We start from the raw sequence: 16142 nt of genomic DNA on the forward strand, positions 1-16142 counted from the left end.
CATTTGCGGCCGGCAGGCTGACGCGATCAGGATCCGACGAAACATTTACCGCTGGCCAGGACCGGAAGGACCGTGACGGTTACGGCTCCTTCGCGCACCTGTCCGATGACGCAATCCCTCCCCTGCAGGACAGCCGCCTCGATGGCATCTGCTTCCAGTCCGGTGGGCGTCCGGCTTTGCGAGACCTGGAGAACGGCGGGCGCTATGCCGGCACCGGTGAGGGCTTCGCTGACCTGGCCCGTCGCAGGCTTTGGAGTTCCGCTTGCCAATTTGGTCAGGGTGTCCGTAACGGTGCGCTTCACCTTGTCGGTGGCCGCTTCAGCCGCAGCCGCGGAGGCCGCAGCGGATGTGCCTGGGACCCCGCCGGATGTGCTGGCCAGCGGCTCTCCGCCGGGACGGCTGCTGCCCGGGGCCGAGCCAGCGGCCTGGGCCGGCTCCTGCGTTGCACCGGCGGCTGCCGTCGCCGGCAACGACCCCTGCCCTTCACTGGATCCAAGTACCGGTTGACTTGCGGAAGGGCCGGCAACACACCCTGACAGGGCAAACGCCAGGACGGCGCATGCCAGCGCTGCACCGGCGCGTTTATTCGGCCGTTGGTAAGGGGTGGGACGCATGGAGTCATTCTGCCATGGACGCAGGCACGGGCCGGGGTGAGTGAACGGCACCGGGCGTGGTCGTGCGGGAGACACATCGTGCGGAAGCATCGCCGGCAATAGGCGCCCGGCATCAGGCATGTGGCGGGCGGACGGAGGGCGGCCGGGGGGTGCCGCCGTCCGTCCGCGCGCGAATGAACGGGGACACTGATACCTGATACGTGATTCCTAGACTTCCGCGAGTTCCCCCGTTTCCAGGTCCAGCGAGGCGAGGGCACCATCACTGTCCTCGATGACGACGGCGGGCTGGCCGTGGTCTTCGGGGTGTTCGTCCTCGTGGTCCTCCAGGTCATCCGGAACCTGGTCCATTCCGGCGGCGTCGTCAGGAACCGGCGGCTGCTCCACCAGGGAGAGCGCCGGCCTGGAAGCGGTACGAATGAAGTTTGCCGATCCAAAGGTGAGATCGTGCCCCACGGCCTCAGCATCGATGATGGTGGAGTGATACACCCGGCCGTCCTTCTCCCAAGTGTGGATCTTCAGCTTGCCCACGACGATGACCGGTTGTCCCTTCGTGATGCTGCAGCCAAGGGTTCCGGCAAGGTTGCGGTAGCCCTGGACCGTGAACCAGTTGGTGTGTCCGTCACCCCAGGTCCTGGATGCCCGGTCAAAACGACGGGCGGTGGAGCCGAGCCGGAAGGAGGCCGTTGCCACTCCGCCTGGCGTGGTGGAACTCGTAATCTCCGTGGCCACGAAGCCCCGGATGGTGATGATCGTTTCGCTCATGTCTACGTCCTGTCTGGATGGTGGCGCCTTTAGCAGGCATGACCAGCATCGCGCCGGACAACACCGGACGGCAGGCATGGATTTTCCTATGTGGACAACGAGCGCCGACAAGGAAGGTGTGGAGGAGGGGTGGCGGCAGAATGCCGCTCCCGGCGCCCCGGGCAATGTAAACTTTTTGAGGCGCCGGCTTGCAGGCCGGAAGCCGATGCCTCAGTAGCTCAGGGGATAGAGCAGCGGCCTTCTAATCCGCCGGTCGGGGGTTCGATTCCCTCCTGGGGCACTTTGAGGGCAATGCCCCGGTCTTCGGACCGGGGCATTGTGCATTCCGGTTAAGCGTGCAGCCGGTGCGGCGCCTCCACCAGGGAGCGGATGACGCTGCCGGCCGCACCCAGCAGGGCTCCCGACTCGCCCACGGCGGAGACAGTGACCTGCTCCGGCGCGTACTTGCCCGGCGCGTACTTCTGCACGCTGTCGAGCAACGGACCGCGCAGCCAGGGCTCAAGGACCGCGAAATGTCCGCCCAGGACGGCCGACTGGATATTGACCACCCGGGCCGTTGACGCGAGCGCTATGCCCAGGCAGCGGCCCGCCTGTTTGACGGCGGACACCGCGTTGGGGTCTCCGGCCTCCAGCGCCTGCAGGAGCGCGGACATGCTGGCGGACCGTGACGCAGCGTCCGGAGCCAGGCCGGCTGCAGCGAAAATGGCGTCCTGGCCGGCGACGGTTTCCAGGCAACCGGTCCCCCCACAGGAACAGTGACTGCCGTCCGGGTCCACCACGATGTGTCCGACTTCGCCGGCATGGCCTTCCGGGCCCGAGAACAGCTCGGACCCGATGACGATCCCGCCACCGACGCCCACTTCACCGGAAACGAACAGGAAGTCGGAGGCACCGTCCGGCCGGTACCGCAGTTCTGCCAGGGCAGCTGCGTTGGCCTCATTGAAGAGCGCCACGCCCAGGGGCGTTTCGGGCAGCAACGCATCAAGGTCAAGGTGCACATCGACCCAGCCAAGGTTAGGGGCGGTGAGCACCCGCGCCGCAGCAGGGTCAACAAGGCCCGGAACGGCCAGCCCTCCGCCGAGGACCTCGACGCCCTGCTCCCCCGCCGCGCTCCGTACCCGGGCGGCCAGGACTGTAAGCGCCGCCAGTACCGGGGCGTCCGGGCTGTTGCGGTTGTCCCGCTCCTTCACCTCCCGGATCAGGACACTGCCGGCCAGGTCAACCACGGCCGCAGAGATGTAGTCCACGTTAATTTCCATCCCCATGACAGCGCGGCCCGGGTTAAGCTCCAGTCCGACGCCCGGCCGGCCGCGCCCCTGCGGGTTCAGGCCTACTTCCCGGATGATGCCGACGTCCAGGAGGTCCAGCACCAGGCTGGACACCGACGCTTTGGTCAGCCCGGTGGCGCCCGCGATCTGTGCGCGGCTGGGGCAGGTGCCGCGTGGGAATTCCGCGATCGCACCCAGGACCAGGGCAAGGTTGCTGCGCCGGACGTCCCCCACACTGCCGGGGGCTGCGCCTCCCGGTCCCGCCACTGCAGGCACCGGCATCACCATCACAAAGCTCCTCGATCTATGGCTCCGTTAATTTTTCCGGCTGTCGCAAGCTGGACCTCTTGACCCCACCCTACGTCGGCTCATATAGTTCAGGCACTGAACTAATGCTTCGCAATCCCGCGGAGCGCTCGATCGCAAGGACGCGTCATGACTCTTTCCCCCACCCCCGCCGACAAGTTCACTTTTGGCCTCTGGACGGTCGGCTGGACCGGCGCCGACCCGTTCGGCGTCGCCACCCGCTCGGCGCTGGACCCCGTCGAAGCCGTTCACCGCCTGGCCGAACTTGGCGCGTACGGCATCACCTTCCATGACAATGACCTCGTCCCGTTTGGTGCCTCCGCTTCCGAGCGGGAGCTGATCCTGAAGAACTTCAGAGCAGCCCTTTCCGAGACCGGGCTGAAGGTTCCGATGGTTACCACCAACCTGTTCAGCCACCCCGTTTTCAAGGACGGCGGCTTCACCTCCAACGACCGTTCCATCCGGCGCTTTGCCCTGTCCAAGGTGCTGCGCAACATCGACCTCGCCGCCGAACTCGGCGCCGAAACATTCGTCATGTGGGGCGGCCGCGAAGGCAGCGAATACGACGGATCCAAGGACCTCGCCGCAGCCCTGGACCGGATGAAGGAAGGCGTGGACACCGCCGCAGGCTACATCAAGGAGAAGGGCTACAACCTCCGCATCGCCCTCGAACCCAAGCCGAACGAACCGCGCGGCGACATCTTCCTGCCCACCGTGGGCCACGGCCTGGCCTTCATCGCCCAGCTGGAACACGGCGACATCGTGGGCCTGAACCCCGAGACCGGACACGAGCAGATGGCGGGGCTGAACTTCACCCACGGCATCGCCCAGGCACTGTGGGCCGGCAAGCTCTTCCACATCGACCTCAACGGCCAGCGCGGGATCAAGTACGACCAGGACCTGGTCTTCGGCCACGGCGACCTCACCAGCGCCTTCTTCACCGTGGACCTGCTGGAGAACGGCTTCCCGAACGGCGGCCCGAAGTACGACGGCCCGCGCCACTTCGACTACAAGCCCTCCCGCACCGACGGCTACGACGGCGTGTGGGAATCCGCCAAGGCCAACATGGCAATGTACCTCCTGCTCAGGGAACGGGCCCTGGCCTTCCGCGCAGACCCGCAGGTGCAGGAAGCCCTCAAGACCTCCGGCGTCTTCGAACTCGGCGAAAGCACCCTCGCCGCCGGTGAGAGCACCGCGGACCTGCTCGCTGACGCCGCAGCGTTTGAGGACTTCGACGCCGACAAGGCCGCCGAGCGCTCCTTCGCGTTCGTCCGGCTCAACCAGTTGGCCATCGAGCACCTCCTGGGCGCCCACTAGCCACCCGATACCCGCTGCGGGGCCTGGGAGACACAACCTCCAGGCCCCGCAGCGTTTCCATTCCTGCACTGAGACATTCCTGCACTCAGACATTCCTGCACAAAGAAAAGAACCCCATGCCGCTTGTAGCCGGAGTCGACAGCTCCACCCAGTCCTGCAAGGTAGTCATCCGCGACGCGGACACCGGAGCGCTGGTCCGCCAGGGCCGCGCCGCCCACCCCGAAGGCACCGAGGTCAACCCCGACCACTGGTGGACGGCCCTGCAAAAAGCCATTGCCGACGCCGGCGGACTCGACGACGTCAGTGCCGTCTCCATCGGCGGCCAGCAGCACGGCATGGTCTGCCTGGACAGCGACGGTGCAGTGGTCCGTCCGGCGCTGCTCTGGAACGACACCCGCAGCGCAGGCGCAGCGGCGGAACTTATCGAAAGTGCCGGCGGCGGCGATCCCGCCGCCGGCGCGCAGTACTGGGCCAACGCCACCGGTACCGTCCCGGTGGCGTCCCTGACCGTGACCAAGCTGCGCTGGCTGGCAGCCCACGAGCCGGACAACGCCGCAAAGGTGGCCGCCGTCTGCCTTCCGCACGACTGGCTCACCTGGCGGCTCGCCGGCTACGGCCCCGGCAGCGGAGAAGAGGGATTGGCCGCCCTGGCCACCGACCGCTCCGACGCCTCAGGCACCGGGTACTACTCGACGGCCGAGGGCAAATACCTTCCTGACGTCCTCACCGCCTCCCTTGGGCACGTGCCCGTCCTCCCCAGGGTCCTTGGGCCGTTGGAAGCGGCGGGAAAGACGACGGCAGGCGCTCTCCTGGCTGCCGGCGCCGGGGACAACGCCGCCGCGGCCCTCGGCGCGGGGGCGGGGCTGGGCGACGTGGTGGTGTCGCTGGGCACCTCCGGCACAGTGTTTGCGGTTTCGGATAAGCCGGCGGCAGACCCCTCGGGACTGGTGGCAGGGTTCGCCGCCGCTGACGGCCACTACCTGCCGCTCGTCTGCACCTTGAATGCCACCCGCATCTTCGATGCCACGGCCGCGCTGCTGGATGTGGACCTGCCGGAGTTCAACCGGCTTGCCCTGTCCGCTGGGCCCGGCGCCGGAGGCCTCACCCTGGTCCCCTACTTCGATGGGGAGCGGACGCCCAACCTGCCCGACGCCACAGGTTCCCTTCATGGAATCACCCGGGCCAACTACACCCCCGCCAACCTGGCGCGCGCCGCCGTCGAAGGCGTGGTTTGCTCCCTGGCCGACGGTTTGGCGGCCCTGCAGGCGCAAGGCGTGCAGCCAAAGCGGATCCTGCTGGTGGGCGGGGGCGCCCAGTCGGTTGCCGTGCAGGAAGTCGCCGCAGGCCTTTTGGGAACGGCCGTCACCGTCCCCCAGCCGGGTGAATACGTTGCCGACGGCGCCGCACGGCAGGCAGCCGCGGCACTCACCGGACAGTTCCCCGCTTGGGCGGCAGACGCCGTCGACCTTCCACACGGAACGGACGACGCCGGCGTGCTGGCGAGGTACCGCAGGTTCGCCTCGCTGTACGCCCAGGGCTAGCAGCAAGGGCGGGCAGCGGGGAACGGGCAGGAAAAAGGACCCGGGCCAGCGGTGGGAAACCACCGCTGGTCCGGGTCCTTCCATGTGGGGCGCAGGCTCCTGCCGTGACGTAGCAGGAGCCCGCGGTCTGGTATCAGATCAGGCGTACGGGAGGACAAGCTCCGCGTACCGCTCCTTGACCGTGGCCAGGACAATGTTGCCGTCCGTGTCCCAGATCTCCTGATTGAAAATTTCCACCTCAATGTCGCCGGTGTACCCGGCGTCACGCACCCAGGTGCCAATGGTGGCAAAGTCCACCACGCCGTCGCCCATGTACCCGCGGGACAGCAGCGGGTCTGCGGCGATGGGCATGTTGAAGTCACACACCTGGTAGGAGGCGATCCGGTTCTCACGTCCGGCACGCTCAATCTGCGCCTTAAGTTCCGGGTCCCACCACACATGGAAGGTGTCGACGGCGACACCTACCGTCGCGGCATCGAACGGCGCCGCGAGGTCCAAGGCTTGGCCCAAGGTGGAGATGAGCGCCCGGTCAGCGGCGTACATCGGATGCAGCGGCTCCAGCACCAGGCGGACGCCGTTCTCTTCCGCGAATGGGACCAGGTCCGCGAGCCGGTCGGCGACGCGTTGGCGTGCCGCCACGACGTCCTTCTCCCCCGGCGCCAGGCCACCGACCACCAGGAACAGCTCCCTGGTGTCCAGGGCCACGGCCTCGAGGATGGCGGCGCGGTTGTCGGCGAGCGCTGCCGCCTGCCCCTGGGCGTCGGCGGCGGTAAGGAACCCGCCACGGCACAGGGACGAGACGCGGAGGCCGGCGTCCTTGATCAGGCGTGCCGCTTTGTCCAGTCCGGCTTCCTCGACGCGGTCCCGCCAGGGGCCGATGGCCGGGATGCCGCCCTTGACGCAGCCCTCGACGACCTGGGCGAGCGTCCACTTCTTGGTGGAGGCGCTGTTGATGGAGAGGCGCGAAAAGTCGCTCATACGCCCACCCCGTTGATCCGCAGGTAGTCCGACATCCGGAAGGCTGCCAGTGCCGGGTCCTTCAGCAGGCCGGCCTGGTCGGCCAGTTCGAAGGTCCTGGACAGGTGGCACACCGAGCGCCCGGAATGCAGTCCGCCCACCATCTGGAAGCCGGGCTGCTTGCCGTTGAGCCAGGACATGAAGGCGATGCCGGTCTTGTAGTAGAACGTGGGGGCGCTGAAGATGTGCTTGCCCAAGTCGCGGGTGGAGTCCAGGATTTCGCGTGCCTTGGCGGCGTTTCCGGTCTCGTAGTTCTGCAGGGCCACCGAGGCGGCCGGGTAGATGGCGGCAAAGATGCCGAGCAGGGCGTCGGAGTGGTGGGTTCCGTCCCCGTCAATCAGTTCGGGGTAGTTGAAGTCGTCGCCGGTGTAGAGGCGGACGCCTTCGGGCAGGGCTGCGCGCAGGCCAACCTCGTGGCTGGCGTCGAGCAGCGAGACCTTGACGCCGTCCACCTTGTCCGCGTTGTCCCGGATCAGGCCCAGGAAGGTTTCGGTGGCGGCAGCGACGTCGTCAGAACCCCAATATCCTGCGAGGGCGGGGTCGAACATGGTGCCCAGCCAGTGCAGGATGACCGGCTGGTCCACTTCCTGCAGCAGCGTGGAGTAGACGCTGAGGTAGTCCTCCGGGCCACTTGCCACCTTTGCCAGGGCCCGGGACGCCATCAGGATGACCTTGGGTCCGGCCTCGGTGATGACGGCAATCTGTTCACGGAAGGCCTCCAGGACTGCCTTGATCCCGGCCTCACCGGCGGGCAGGGAGTCGATGTCCAGCTGGTCGGTGCCGGCCCCGCAGGACACGAGGTCCCGGACGGATTTGCCCGCGGTGGCCGGGGTGTTGGACGACACCACTGCGGCGGCCTCCACCCCTGTGCGCTTGATGAGCTGCTGCGTGGCAGCCCAGTCCAGGCCCATGCCGCGCTGGGCTGTGTCCATGGCATCGGCAACGCCCAGGCCGTAGGACCACAACTCGTGCCGGTAGGCCATGGTGGCGTCCCAGTCGAGGCGCGCGGGGGCGCCCGGGGTGTTGTCGGCGAGGACCTCGGGAATGACGTGGGCGGCCGCGTAGGCACGGCGTGCCGTCAGGGGGGCAGTGGGCCGTGCCCAGGCAGTGCCGCCCTGCAGGCGGTACTCCCTGGTGCCGCCGTCTTCGGAGGGAAGAATGAGTGAAGTCATTAGAGGGTGATCTCCGGGATGTCGATGGTGCGGCGTTCGTCGCTGGAGCGCAGGCCAAGCTCGGCCAACTGGACGCCGCGGGCTGCGGACAGCAGGCCGAAGCGATGTTCGCGGCCGGCAACCACATCGCGCAGGAACTCTTCCCACTGCAGCTTGAAGCCGTTGTCCAGCTCGGCGTTGGCGGGAACTTCCTGCCACTGGTCGCGGAAAGACTCGGTGACGGGCAGGTCCGGGTTCCACACCGGCTTGGGGGTGTGGGCGCGCTGCTGGGCGACGCACTTGTTCAGGCCGGCCACGGCCGAACCGAGGGTGCCGTCCACCTGGAATTCCACCAGTTCGTCACGGTAGACGCGCACGGCCCAGGAGGAGTTGATCTGGCCGATGACCTCGTCGCCGCCCGGGGTCTCAAGCTCGAAAATGCCGTAGGAGGCATCGTCCGCGGTGGCCTTGTATTCCTTCCCGGCCTCGTCCCAGCGGGTGGGGATGTGGGTAGCGGTTTTGGCGTTGACGCTCTTGACCTGGCCGATGATGCCTTCCAGGACATAGTTCCAGTGGCAGAACATGTCCGTGGTCATTCCGCCGCCGTCTTCCTTTCGGTAGTTCCAGGACGGACGCTGGGCCGCCTGAATGTCACCTTCGAAGACCCAGTAGCCGAACTCGCCACGGATGGAGAGGATGCGGCCGAAGAAGCCCTCATCCACCAGGCGGCGGAGCTTGACCAGGCCGGGAAGGTAGAGCTTGTCATGGACGACGCCGGCGGTGACGCCGGCTTCCTTGCCGATCCGCGCCAACTCGATGGCCTCTTCCAGCGTTTCCGCAGTGGGCTTTTCGGTGAAGATGTGCTTTCCGGCCAGCATTGCCTTCTTCAGGGTGGCGGCGCGCAGGCTGGTCATGGAGGCATCGAAAACGACATCGACAGTGGGGTCGTTGATCACGGCGTCCAGGTCGGTGGTCCATTCTGCAACCTTGTGCTTTTTCGCCAGCTCGCGGATCTTGGCCTCGTTGCGGCCCACCAGGATGGGTTCCACCTGGACCCGGGTGCCGTCCTCAAGGGTGAAGCCGCCGGCGTCACGGATGGGCAGGATGGAGCGCAGCAGGTGCTGGCGGTAACCCATCCGGCCGGTGAAGCCGTTCATGGCGATGCGGATCGTTTTCGTTTCGAAGCCCATGTGTCCTCCACGGTGAGTGAGCGATGTACTGAAGCTGACTGGGAAAGCGCGTTCCCACTGCTTCAATGATGCACGGCGCGGTTCCCGCTGGCAAGCGCTTTCCGGAAGTAGTTTGAACTGCCATAATGTGCTTAGCCTTTGAGCCCCGACCGACGACCAGGAGATGCAGTGGCTGCAAGTACCCTTACCGAGGTGGCACGCCTTGCCGGCGTCTCCCCCGCCACGGCTTCACGCGTCCTGAACGGCTCGGCCCGAAAGCCGGGCAAGGACATCGCCGAGCGGGTCCGGCAGGCGGCGGACTCGCTCGGCTACATTCCGAATGCGCAGGCCCAGGGGCTGGCGAAATCCAGTTCGGGCCTGATTGGCTTGATTGTCCACGACATCGCGGACCCCTACTTCGCCGCCATCACACGGGGAGTGCAGGAAGCCGCGAGGGAACAGCGCAAGATGGTGCTGCTGGCTGCCACCGGGGGTGGCCCGGCCGAGGAGAAGGAGGCGGTGGCCGCCTTCGCTGCCCGCCGCGCAGATTCGATCGTCATCGCCGGATCCCGCTCCTGCCGAAAGGAGGACCAGGACGGCAACGCCGAACTGGCGGCGGAGCTTGACCGGTACTGCCGGAACGGCGGCCAGGTGGCTGTAGTCGGACACCCCGTGGTGGGTGCCACCGTCCAGGAGGGGTACCACGTGGTCAAAGTCCCCAACCAGGAGCTCGCCGGCCAGCTGGCCACCGAACTTGCGGCAGGCTGGGACGGCGGCTTCGTCATTGTCGCCGGTCCCGAGGGCCTCCTGACCTCCGATGACCGCGTGCGCGGCTTCCAGGAGGGACTGGAGCGGGCTGGGCGGGGGCAGGCCGAAGTGCTCAGGACCGCATTCAACCGGTCCGGCGGATATGAGGCCGGGCTTCGACTTGCCGGACGGATCAAGGCCGACCAGTCCGGCGGGACGGCAGAAGGGAAACTCTGCATTTTCGCCGTCAACGACGTGATGGCCATAGGGACGGCGGCTGCCCTCCGCGCTGAGGGGCTGCGTATCCCGAGGGACGCTGCGATCGCCGGCTTCGATGACATCGAAACCCTCCGGGACTTCCGGCCGGCCCTTTCCACTGTCCGCCTGCCGCTGGAAGACATTGGACGCTTTGCCACCCGGGCCACGGGTCCGCAGCCCAACGGCGAAGATGCGGACGACGCCCTCCCCGGTGACGTAACCGGCGAGGTCACGCTGCGGCGCAGCACGGAAGCGGCAGCGTGACGGCGCCCCGCGGGCTAACCTCCGTTCCCGCACATGCGGAAGCTGCGGGGCCCCGGCCGGCTATCCTGGTCCTCCCCGGCGGAGGTTATGCCCGGCAGGCGGATCATGAGGCCGAACCAGTGGCGGAGTGGCTCGCTTCCCTTGGCATCCACGCCTTCATACTCCGCTACCGCGTGGCACCGCACCGGCATCCGGCGCCGCTGGAAGACGCCAAGGAAGCCATGCTCCACATCCGGAGCGGGCAGCACGGCCTCGCTGTGGACCCGGACCGCGTGGGCGTGCTGGGCTTCTCGGCCGGGGGACATCTCGCCGCCACCCTGAGCACGGCCGCGGCCACGGGGAATCCGGAGCTGGACCTTCCCGCCGCGGTGCCGGATCTTTCGGTGCTGTGCTACCCCGTGGCGTCGCTGACCCACGAAACGCACCAGGGATCGGTAGCGAACCTCCTTGGCGACCCACCGCCGTCGAACCTCCTGGCGGCCCTGTCGGCAGAACTGAACGTCACGCCCAGGACTCCCCCGGCGTTCCTCTGGCACACCGCCGACGACGAAGCCGTGCCGGTGAGCAACAGCCTGAACTACGCCGGAGCCTTGTTCGCTGCCGGTGTTCATGCCGAGCTCCATGTCTTCCCGCACGGACGGCATGGACTGGGACTTGCCCCGGGCGAGCCAGGGCCGGAGCAGTGGACTTCGTTGTGCGCCGCGTGGCTGGAACGGGCCGGGTGGGCGGACGCACGCGCGGGGGCCGCCCCGGCCGGCCGGCGCTAGTGCAGGGCCCGGATGGTCCAGGCAGCTGAATGGGACTGGCCGGGCTGCAGGTGCACCAGGTCCGTTCCTGAGTGCAGGGCGTCCGGCGGGCAGGTCATGGGTTCAACGGCCAGCCCCAGCCGGTCCGGGCCGATGGGCTTGTCGCCGGTGTGCACCTGGACCCAGGGCCACTCGGTCCCCCATTCCAGCTCCACGCCGGTGCCGGAAGGGTCGTGCACCCGCACGCGCGCCAGGCCGGAAGCGTCCCATGAAATGTCGGTGAAGGCGTGGTCGATCCTGACCTGTCCCAGGCGCCGGACCGAACGGAAGTCGAAGGCGTCCCCGGCAACCTGGCGCAAGCCTATGGGCAGCAGCCGGTCGGGCGTGACCTCCAGATAGGTGCTGGCAGGAAGCTCCAGCGACCAGTCATCCAGTGGGGAGGGCCCGGCCACCAGATAGGGGTGGGGGCATACGCCGTACGGCGCCGCAGCGGATCCAGTGTTGACCGCATGCACCATGCCGTGGAGCCCTCCGTCCGACAGGGAGTACGTGACGGTGAGCTCAAGGTCGCCGGGGTAATCGGGACCGGATGGGATGTGGCAGCCCAGGACGGCCCGGTCGACGGCCGCTTCCTTAACCTCCCAGGCCTGGTGGATCGCCAGGCCGTGAAGGGCGGAGCCGCGTTCCGGTTCGTTGACCGCCGCAGCATATGACTTTCCGGCGTAGGTGTAGGTGCCGTCCGCCAGCCGGTTAGGCCAAGGCGCACAGATGACGCCCCTGTAATCGGGTACGGCGCCTTCCGGGCCGAAGCCCACCACCAGGTCCCTGTCCCCATGGCGCAGTTCGCGAAGCGCTCCTCCCCGGACGGTGACGACGGCGGAGTAAGCTCCGTGGGCCAGGTGGACTTCGGTTCCGGGCATGGGTTCCCTCTGTTTCCTACGTGTTAGCGCTCACCAGCGTACCGTACGCCGGCCGCCAATACTGGCTAAAGTGGCGCACATGGAAACGGCCGCTGACCAGGACCTCGTTGCCGCCGTCAGGGGTGGGCTCCGGGAGCTCGCCGATCCCGAACGGGCGGCAGGCGCCCAAGCGTACATGAAGTCCTCACTCCCCTGTTTGGGTGTGCGGGTTCCCGACGTTAGGCGCATCGCCGCATGGGCTGCCCGGGAGTTTCCACCGGCCTCTGCCGGGCAGCTGCGCGCCACAGTCCTGGAGCTGTGGCGCAGCTCGACCTTCCGGGAGGAGCGCTACGCCGCTATTGACCTGACGGCACACCGGATGCTGGCCGGGGACCTGGCCATGCTGCCGGTCTATGAGGAAATCATCCGCACAGGCGCCTGGTGGGATTTCGCCGACGGGGTGTCCGGCCGGATCTGTGCCCTGCTGCTGGCCCACCCCGCCGAGATGTCCAGGGTGCTCACCCAATGGAGCCGGGATCCGGACCTGTGGATCCGCAGGGCCGCCATCACTTCACAGTTGAGGGCCAAAGAGGCCACCGATCCGGAGCTGCTCGCCGCCGTCATTGAGCCGAACCTCTCAGACCGGGAGTTCTTCATCCGGAAGGCGATCGGCTGGGCGCTGCGCGAGTACGCCAAGACGGCGCCGGAGTGGGTGGAGGGATTCGTCATCCGGCACAGCGGGGATATGAGCCCGCTGTCACGGAAGGAAGCCCTGCGCCGGCTGACGGCCGGCCTACAGCAGTAAGCGGAGGCCGCTAGATCACCGGACGTTCGACGACGGGCCGGCGCGTCTTGCGGAACAGCCGGCGGGTGCCGGGGTCCCAGAAGATCAGGTACAGCGCAAACAGGAGGGCTGTCAGCGCCGCAGCCACGCGGGCCAGGGCCAGCGCGAAGCCCAGATCCTGGGTCTGGAGGTACGGGAAGACGTCCAGCTGATCGGAGATGGCGTAGATCATGAAGAACGACACCACAAAGTACAGTGCCTTGACCTGCCAGTCGTTGCGGATGCCCGTCACGGCAAAGAGCGGAATCAGCCACACGACGTACCAGGACTGGATGATGGGGGCCAGCAGGACCACGGCGGCAAGGGAAAGCGTCAGGCGGCGCATCAGCCGGTCGTAATCCCCCTTGAAGATCTGCCAGGCGATGATGCCCACGGCAACCAGCTTCCCGGCGTCGAACACCCACCCTGCGGGCACCGACCCGTCAAAGCCAAGCGCACCGGCCAGCGACCCCACCACCATGCCGATCAAACCCACCGGGGCGTACCAGATGGAGATGCTGCCCGGGGCGGAAAGCCCGTTGATCCAGCCGAAGCCGAAACCGTTAACCATGCTCATCGCGGTCAGCAGGACCAGGCTGAGGCCGGCCGTCATCGCCCAGAACGCCACCTTCCGCAGCCACCCGGCATTCCTGCCCGCCCACAGCAGCCCGATGAACGGCAGGAAGACAATGGTGATGGGCTTCACCGCAATGGACAGGGTCACCAGCAGGATGCCTCTGAGCTGCCGCCGGGTGGCTGAGTAGTACAGTCCGGCCAGGGCCAGCCCGATCATCAGGGAGTCGTTATGGACACTGGCGATGAAGTTGGTCAGGAAGAGTGGGTTGGCTACGGTGAGCCAGAGGGCGCGGTGCGGGTTGATGCCGTGCAGCTCGGCCAGCCGGGGGACATAAATGACACACAGCACCACGCCGGCCAGTGCCACCAGCCGGAAGAGCATGACGCAGGCCTCCGGCTGGACATTGGTCACCCAGACGACGAACTGCTCGATCCACAGGAACAGCTGGCCATAGGGAACGGGCGCTTCGGTCCACATCTTGTCTGCGCCGAGCTGGAAGTAGTTGGACAGTGCGGAGATGCCGTTTTCATAAGGGTTGAACCCCTCCACCATCAGCCGGCCCTGCCCGATATAGGCGTAGACGTCGCGGCTGAACAGCGGCACGCTGAACATCATGGGCAGGCCCCAGGCCACCACTGCGGCCAGGGTTGCCCTCCGCGCCTCTCCGCCCCACACCCGGACCTTCTGGCCGAGCCGCAGCCACGCGCGCACCAGAAGCATGCCACCCACAGCCACCAGGATGATGGACAGCGCGACACCGGGGGCTTCGGTGCGCATCCAGATGAAGAGGGGCATGCGGCGCAGTTCCGAGACGGGGGCCAGCCAGCCCACGCCGAAGGATCCGACCAGCATGAACATGGAGCCCACGAAACCGGCAATCAGGGGTGAGCGCGGATTGTCCACCTCGGCACTGCCGTCTCCGGCAATGCCGGCCGCCGCCATCTCCCCCGTTGCGGGCACAGGCGCCGTCATCTCAGGATCGTCCAATCTTCTTGTGTTTCCGCGGTTCGCCCGGCGGGCCATGCGGGCCGGGCCGGGACATGGTTCAGGGTCGAAGGGCGACCCGCCGCGTACCCGAAATCCTAGCATCGGCCGGGCGCCGAGAGGTGTAACGGTAGGCTGGTCCGGTGCCTATATCTAACGAACGAATCGTCTGGATCGACTGTGAAATGACCGGTCTGGACATCAAGAACGACGCCCTCATTGAGGTGGCAGCCCTGGTCACCGATTCGGAATTGAACATCCTGGGTGACGGCGTGGACGTGGTGATTAAGCCCGACGATGCCGCGGTGGCCCAGATGTCCGATTTTGTCCGGGACATGCACACCAAGTCCGGGCTGCTGGCGGAACTCCCGCACGGCAAGACGATGGCAGAAGCAGAAGCCGCCGTGATGGAGTACATCTCTGCCTGGGTTCCGGATCCGCGGAAAGCACCGCTGGGCGGCAACTCCGTGGGCACCGACAGGGTGTTTCTGTCACGTGACATGCCGGCCGTGGTGGAGCACCTGCACTACCGCGTGATCGACGTCAGCACCATCAAGGAGTTGTCGCGCCGCTGGTACGCCAGGGCCTACTTCCAGTCGCCGGCAAAAAAGGGCGGCCACCGCGCGCTTGGGGACATTAAGGATTCCATCGACGAACTGCGGTACTACCGCGAAGCGGTCTTCGTGCCCGCGCCCGGACCGGACAGTGCCACGGCCCAGAAGATCGCCCAGGGAATCGTCAACGGAGACGCCGCCGGGCAGCCCGCGGAGTAATCTGCGCCACGTTTTAATGATTTTTGCTCCAAATCGCAGAAAGTGGACAAAGCACCCCTTCCGAGCAGGTAAGCTATTTGAGTTGCGTTTCCGGGGAGCCGCTAAGGCGGAAATCCCCTGAGGCACATGGTGGGCGTAGCTCAGTTGGCAGAGCGCCTGGTTGTGGTCCAGGAGGTCGCGGGTTCAACCCCCGTCGCTCACCCTCACGGGGCGGCACATGCAGCCGTCAACAAAGGAGGCCGCACCGGATATCCGGTGCGGCCTCCTTTGTCGTGCCCCACCGGGGTACGTGCACTGCAGCCGGGGACACCGCGAAGCCGAAGGACTACTGAAATGACTGTTCTGCCGATCACCATCTGGGGCGAACCTGTCCTGCACCGGCGCGCCAGCGAGGTGGAGGTTTTCGACGACGAACTGCGGAGCCTGATAGCCGACATGTTCGAAACCAACGACGCCGCCAACGGCGTGGGCCTTGCAGCCCCGCAGATCGGTGTCGGCAAGCGGATCTTCGTGTACAAGTACGCCAACGACGACGGCGCTCCCCCAACAGGCGTGCTGGTGAATCCCGTCCTGACCCTGTCCAAGGTCTCCGGTGCCGCCCCCGACCCCGACGAGGAGGAAGAGGGCTGCTTGTCCTTCCCCGGCGAGCAGTATCCGCTCAAACGGGCAGAGTGGGCACGGGTGGAAGGCTTTGACGGGCACGGAAACCCGGTGAAGTTCGAGGCGACAGGCTGGTTCGCCAGGGTCATCCAGCACGAATACGACCACCTGGACGGCAAGCTCTACGTCAACCGCCTGATGGACCGCTATTCCCGAAAGGCCATGAAGCAGGCCAAGAAGAACGGATGGGGCGTGCCCGGACTGACGTGGATGCCGGGCGTGGATCCCGACCCGTTCGGCCACTGAGGCTTGAAAGCCCCGTTCCA

General features: G+C 66.9%; 15 protein-coding genes and 2 tRNA genes. 9 read left to right on the forward strand and 8 right to left on the reverse strand.

Annotation, left to right across the window (positions count from 1 at the left end; genetic code table 11):
• Positions 1-26 precede the first annotated feature (26 nt).
• The gene (locus ACETK3_RS12490; RefSeq protein ID WP_236798613.1) at positions 27-614 is read right to left on the reverse strand and encodes a hypothetical protein; all 588 of its coding nucleotides are present in this window, start codon (positions 612-614) and stop codon (positions 27-29) included.
• A 207-nt stretch (positions 615-821) separates the two neighbouring features.
• Positions 822-1376, reverse strand: a complete 555-nt coding sequence (locus ACETK3_RS12495; RefSeq protein ID WP_237428325.1) for a single-stranded DNA-binding protein — start codon at positions 1374-1376, stop codon at positions 822-824.
• 207 nt (positions 1377-1583) lie between these two features.
• Between ACETK3_RS12495 and ACETK3_RS12500 the strand changes: the two genes are divergently transcribed.
• Positions 1584-1656: transfer RNA gene (locus ACETK3_RS12500), tRNA-Arg, on the forward strand.
• A 49-nt stretch (positions 1657-1705) separates the two neighbouring features.
• On the opposite strand, the gene ACETK3_RS12505 is transcribed toward ACETK3_RS12500, so the two are convergent.
• Positions 1706-2932, reverse strand: coding sequence for an ROK family protein (locus ACETK3_RS12505; protein ID WP_236798615.1), 1227 nt, complete (start codon positions 2930-2932; stop codon positions 1706-1708).
• Between the two features lie 147 nt (positions 2933-3079).
• Between ACETK3_RS12505 and xylA the strand changes: the two genes are divergently transcribed.
• Complete coding sequence (gene xylA / locus ACETK3_RS12510) at positions 3080-4267, forward strand: xylose isomerase (protein WP_236798616.1); 1188 nt, start codon at positions 3080-3082, stop codon at positions 4265-4267.
• A gap of 116 nt (positions 4268-4383) precedes the next feature.
• A complete protein-coding gene (gene xylB, locus ACETK3_RS12515) occupies positions 4384-5808 on the forward strand; it encodes a xylulokinase (protein WP_236798617.1) in 1425 nt (474 codons plus the stop codon).
• Between the two features lie 138 nt (positions 5809-5946).
• On the opposite strand, the gene ACETK3_RS12520 is transcribed toward xylB, so the two are convergent.
• From ACETK3_RS12520 to ACETK3_RS12530, 3 genes are read right to left on the reverse strand one after another with little or no spacing between them, the layout of a single operon-like run.
• Entirely contained in the window at positions 5947-6786 is an 840-nt protein-coding gene (locus tag ACETK3_RS12520) for a sugar phosphate isomerase/epimerase (RefSeq protein ID WP_237428326.1), read from the reverse strand.
• Positions 6783-7997, reverse strand: a complete 1215-nt coding sequence (locus ACETK3_RS12525; protein ID WP_237428327.1) for a dihydrodipicolinate synthase family protein — start codon at positions 7995-7997, stop codon at positions 6783-6785. The genes ACETK3_RS12520 and ACETK3_RS12525 overlap by 4 nt, the downstream gene beginning before the upstream one ends.
• Entirely contained in the window at positions 7997-9166 is a 1170-nt protein-coding gene (locus ACETK3_RS12530; RefSeq protein ID WP_237428328.1) for a Gfo/Idh/MocA family protein, read from the reverse strand. The genes ACETK3_RS12525 and ACETK3_RS12530 overlap by 1 nt, the downstream gene beginning before the upstream one ends.
• A gap of 168 nt (positions 9167-9334) precedes the next feature.
• Between ACETK3_RS12530 and ACETK3_RS12535 the strand changes: the two genes are divergently transcribed.
• Both ACETK3_RS12535 and ACETK3_RS12540 read left to right on the forward strand, forming a co-directional pair.
• Positions 9335-10414: a LacI family DNA-binding transcriptional regulator gene (locus tag ACETK3_RS12535; RefSeq protein WP_373993001.1), complete on the forward strand. Its 1080-nt coding sequence runs from the start codon at positions 9335-9337 to the stop codon at positions 10412-10414.
• A complete protein-coding gene (locus tag ACETK3_RS12540; protein ID WP_373993002.1) occupies positions 10411-11181 on the forward strand; it encodes an alpha/beta hydrolase in 771 nt (256 codons plus the stop codon). Before ACETK3_RS12535 ends, ACETK3_RS12540 begins: the two co-directional genes overlap by 4 nt.
• Here the strand turns inward: ACETK3_RS12540 and ACETK3_RS12545 are convergent.
• Positions 11178-12080 carry an aldose 1-epimerase family protein gene (locus tag ACETK3_RS12545; protein ID WP_373993003.1) on the reverse strand — a complete coding sequence of 301 codons (903 nt, stop codon included), beginning with the start codon at positions 12078-12080 and terminating at the stop codon, positions 11178-11180. The genes ACETK3_RS12540 and ACETK3_RS12545 overlap by 4 nt on opposite strands.
• A 79-nt stretch (positions 12081-12159) precedes the next feature.
• Here ACETK3_RS12545 and ACETK3_RS12550 point away from each other — a divergent pair, with 79 nt between their 5' ends.
• Entirely contained in the window at positions 12160-12864 is a 705-nt protein-coding gene (locus tag ACETK3_RS12550; protein ID WP_373993004.1) for a DNA alkylation repair protein, read from the forward strand.
• Positions 12865-12874: 10 nt separating this feature from the next.
• On the opposite strand, the gene mptB is transcribed toward ACETK3_RS12550, so the two are convergent.
• On the reverse strand, positions 12875-14431 hold the full coding sequence (gene mptB / locus ACETK3_RS12555) for a polyprenol phosphomannose-dependent alpha 1,6 mannosyltransferase MptB (protein ID WP_306970585.1): 1557 nt from the start codon (positions 14429-14431) through the stop codon (positions 12875-12877).
• A gap of 155 nt (positions 14432-14586) precedes the next feature.
• Here mptB and orn point away from each other — a divergent pair, with 155 nt between their 5' ends.
• From orn to def, 3 genes are all read left to right on the forward strand, one after another.
• Positions 14587-15216, forward strand: coding sequence for an oligoribonuclease (gene orn / locus ACETK3_RS12560; RefSeq protein ID WP_306970586.1), 630 nt, complete (start codon positions 14587-14589; stop codon positions 15214-15216).
• A gap of 129 nt (positions 15217-15345) precedes the next feature.
• A tRNA-His gene (locus ACETK3_RS12565) sits at positions 15346-15418 on the forward strand.
• A gap of 131 nt (positions 15419-15549) precedes the next feature.
• A complete protein-coding gene (gene def, locus ACETK3_RS12570; protein WP_237428334.1) occupies positions 15550-16122 on the forward strand; it encodes a peptide deformylase in 573 nt (190 codons plus the stop codon).
• Positions 16123-16142 lie beyond the last annotated feature (20 nt).

The organism is Arthrobacter sp. E44 (assembly GCF_041877125.1).
Classification (GTDB): domain Bacteria; phylum Actinomycetota; class Actinomycetes; order Actinomycetales; family Micrococcaceae; genus Arthrobacter.

Excerpts from the sequence above, each read along its gene's own strand:
- ACETK3_RS12490 (WP_236798613.1), bottom strand. The coding sequence starts at position 614 with ATGCGTCCCACCCCTTACCAACGGCCGAATAAACGCGCCGGTGCAGCG.
- ACETK3_RS12530 (WP_237428328.1), bottom strand. The coding sequence starts at position 9,166 with ATGGGCTTCGAAACGAAAACGATCCGCATCGCCATGAACGGCTTCACC.
- ACETK3_RS12525 (WP_237428327.1), bottom strand. The coding sequence starts at position 7,997 with ATGACTTCACTCATTCTTCCCTCCGAAGACGGCGGCACCAGGGAGTAC.
- xylB (WP_236798617.1), top strand. The coding sequence starts at position 4,384 with ATGCCGCTTGTAGCCGGAGTCGACAGCTCCACCCAGTCCTGCAAGGTA.
- xylA (WP_236798616.1), top strand. The coding sequence starts at position 3,080 with ATGACTCTTTCCCCCACCCCCGCCGACAAGTTCACTTTTGGCCTCTGG.
- def (WP_237428334.1), top strand. The coding sequence starts at position 15,550 with ATGACTGTTCTGCCGATCACCATCTGGGGCGAACCTGTCCTGCACCGG.
- mptB (WP_306970585.1), bottom strand. The coding sequence starts at position 14,431 with ATGACGGCGCCTGTGCCCGCAACGGGGGAGATGGCGGCGGCCGGCATT.
- ACETK3_RS12550 (WP_373993004.1), top strand. The coding sequence starts at position 12,160 with ATGGAAACGGCCGCTGACCAGGACCTCGTTGCCGCCGTCAGGGGTGGG.
- ACETK3_RS12495 (WP_237428325.1), bottom strand. The coding sequence starts at position 1,376 with ATGAGCGAAACGATCATCACCATCCGGGGCTTCGTGGCCACGGAGATT.
- ACETK3_RS12520 (WP_237428326.1), bottom strand. The coding sequence starts at position 6,786 with ATGAGCGACTTTTCGCGCCTCTCCATCAACAGCGCCTCCACCAAGAAG.
- ACETK3_RS12545 (WP_373993003.1), bottom strand. The coding sequence starts at position 12,080 with ATGCCCGGAACCGAAGTCCACCTGGCCCACGGAGCTTACTCCGCCGTC.
- ACETK3_RS12505 (WP_236798615.1), bottom strand. The coding sequence starts at position 2,932 with ATGGTGATGCCGGTGCCTGCAGTGGCGGGACCGGGAGGCGCAGCCCCC.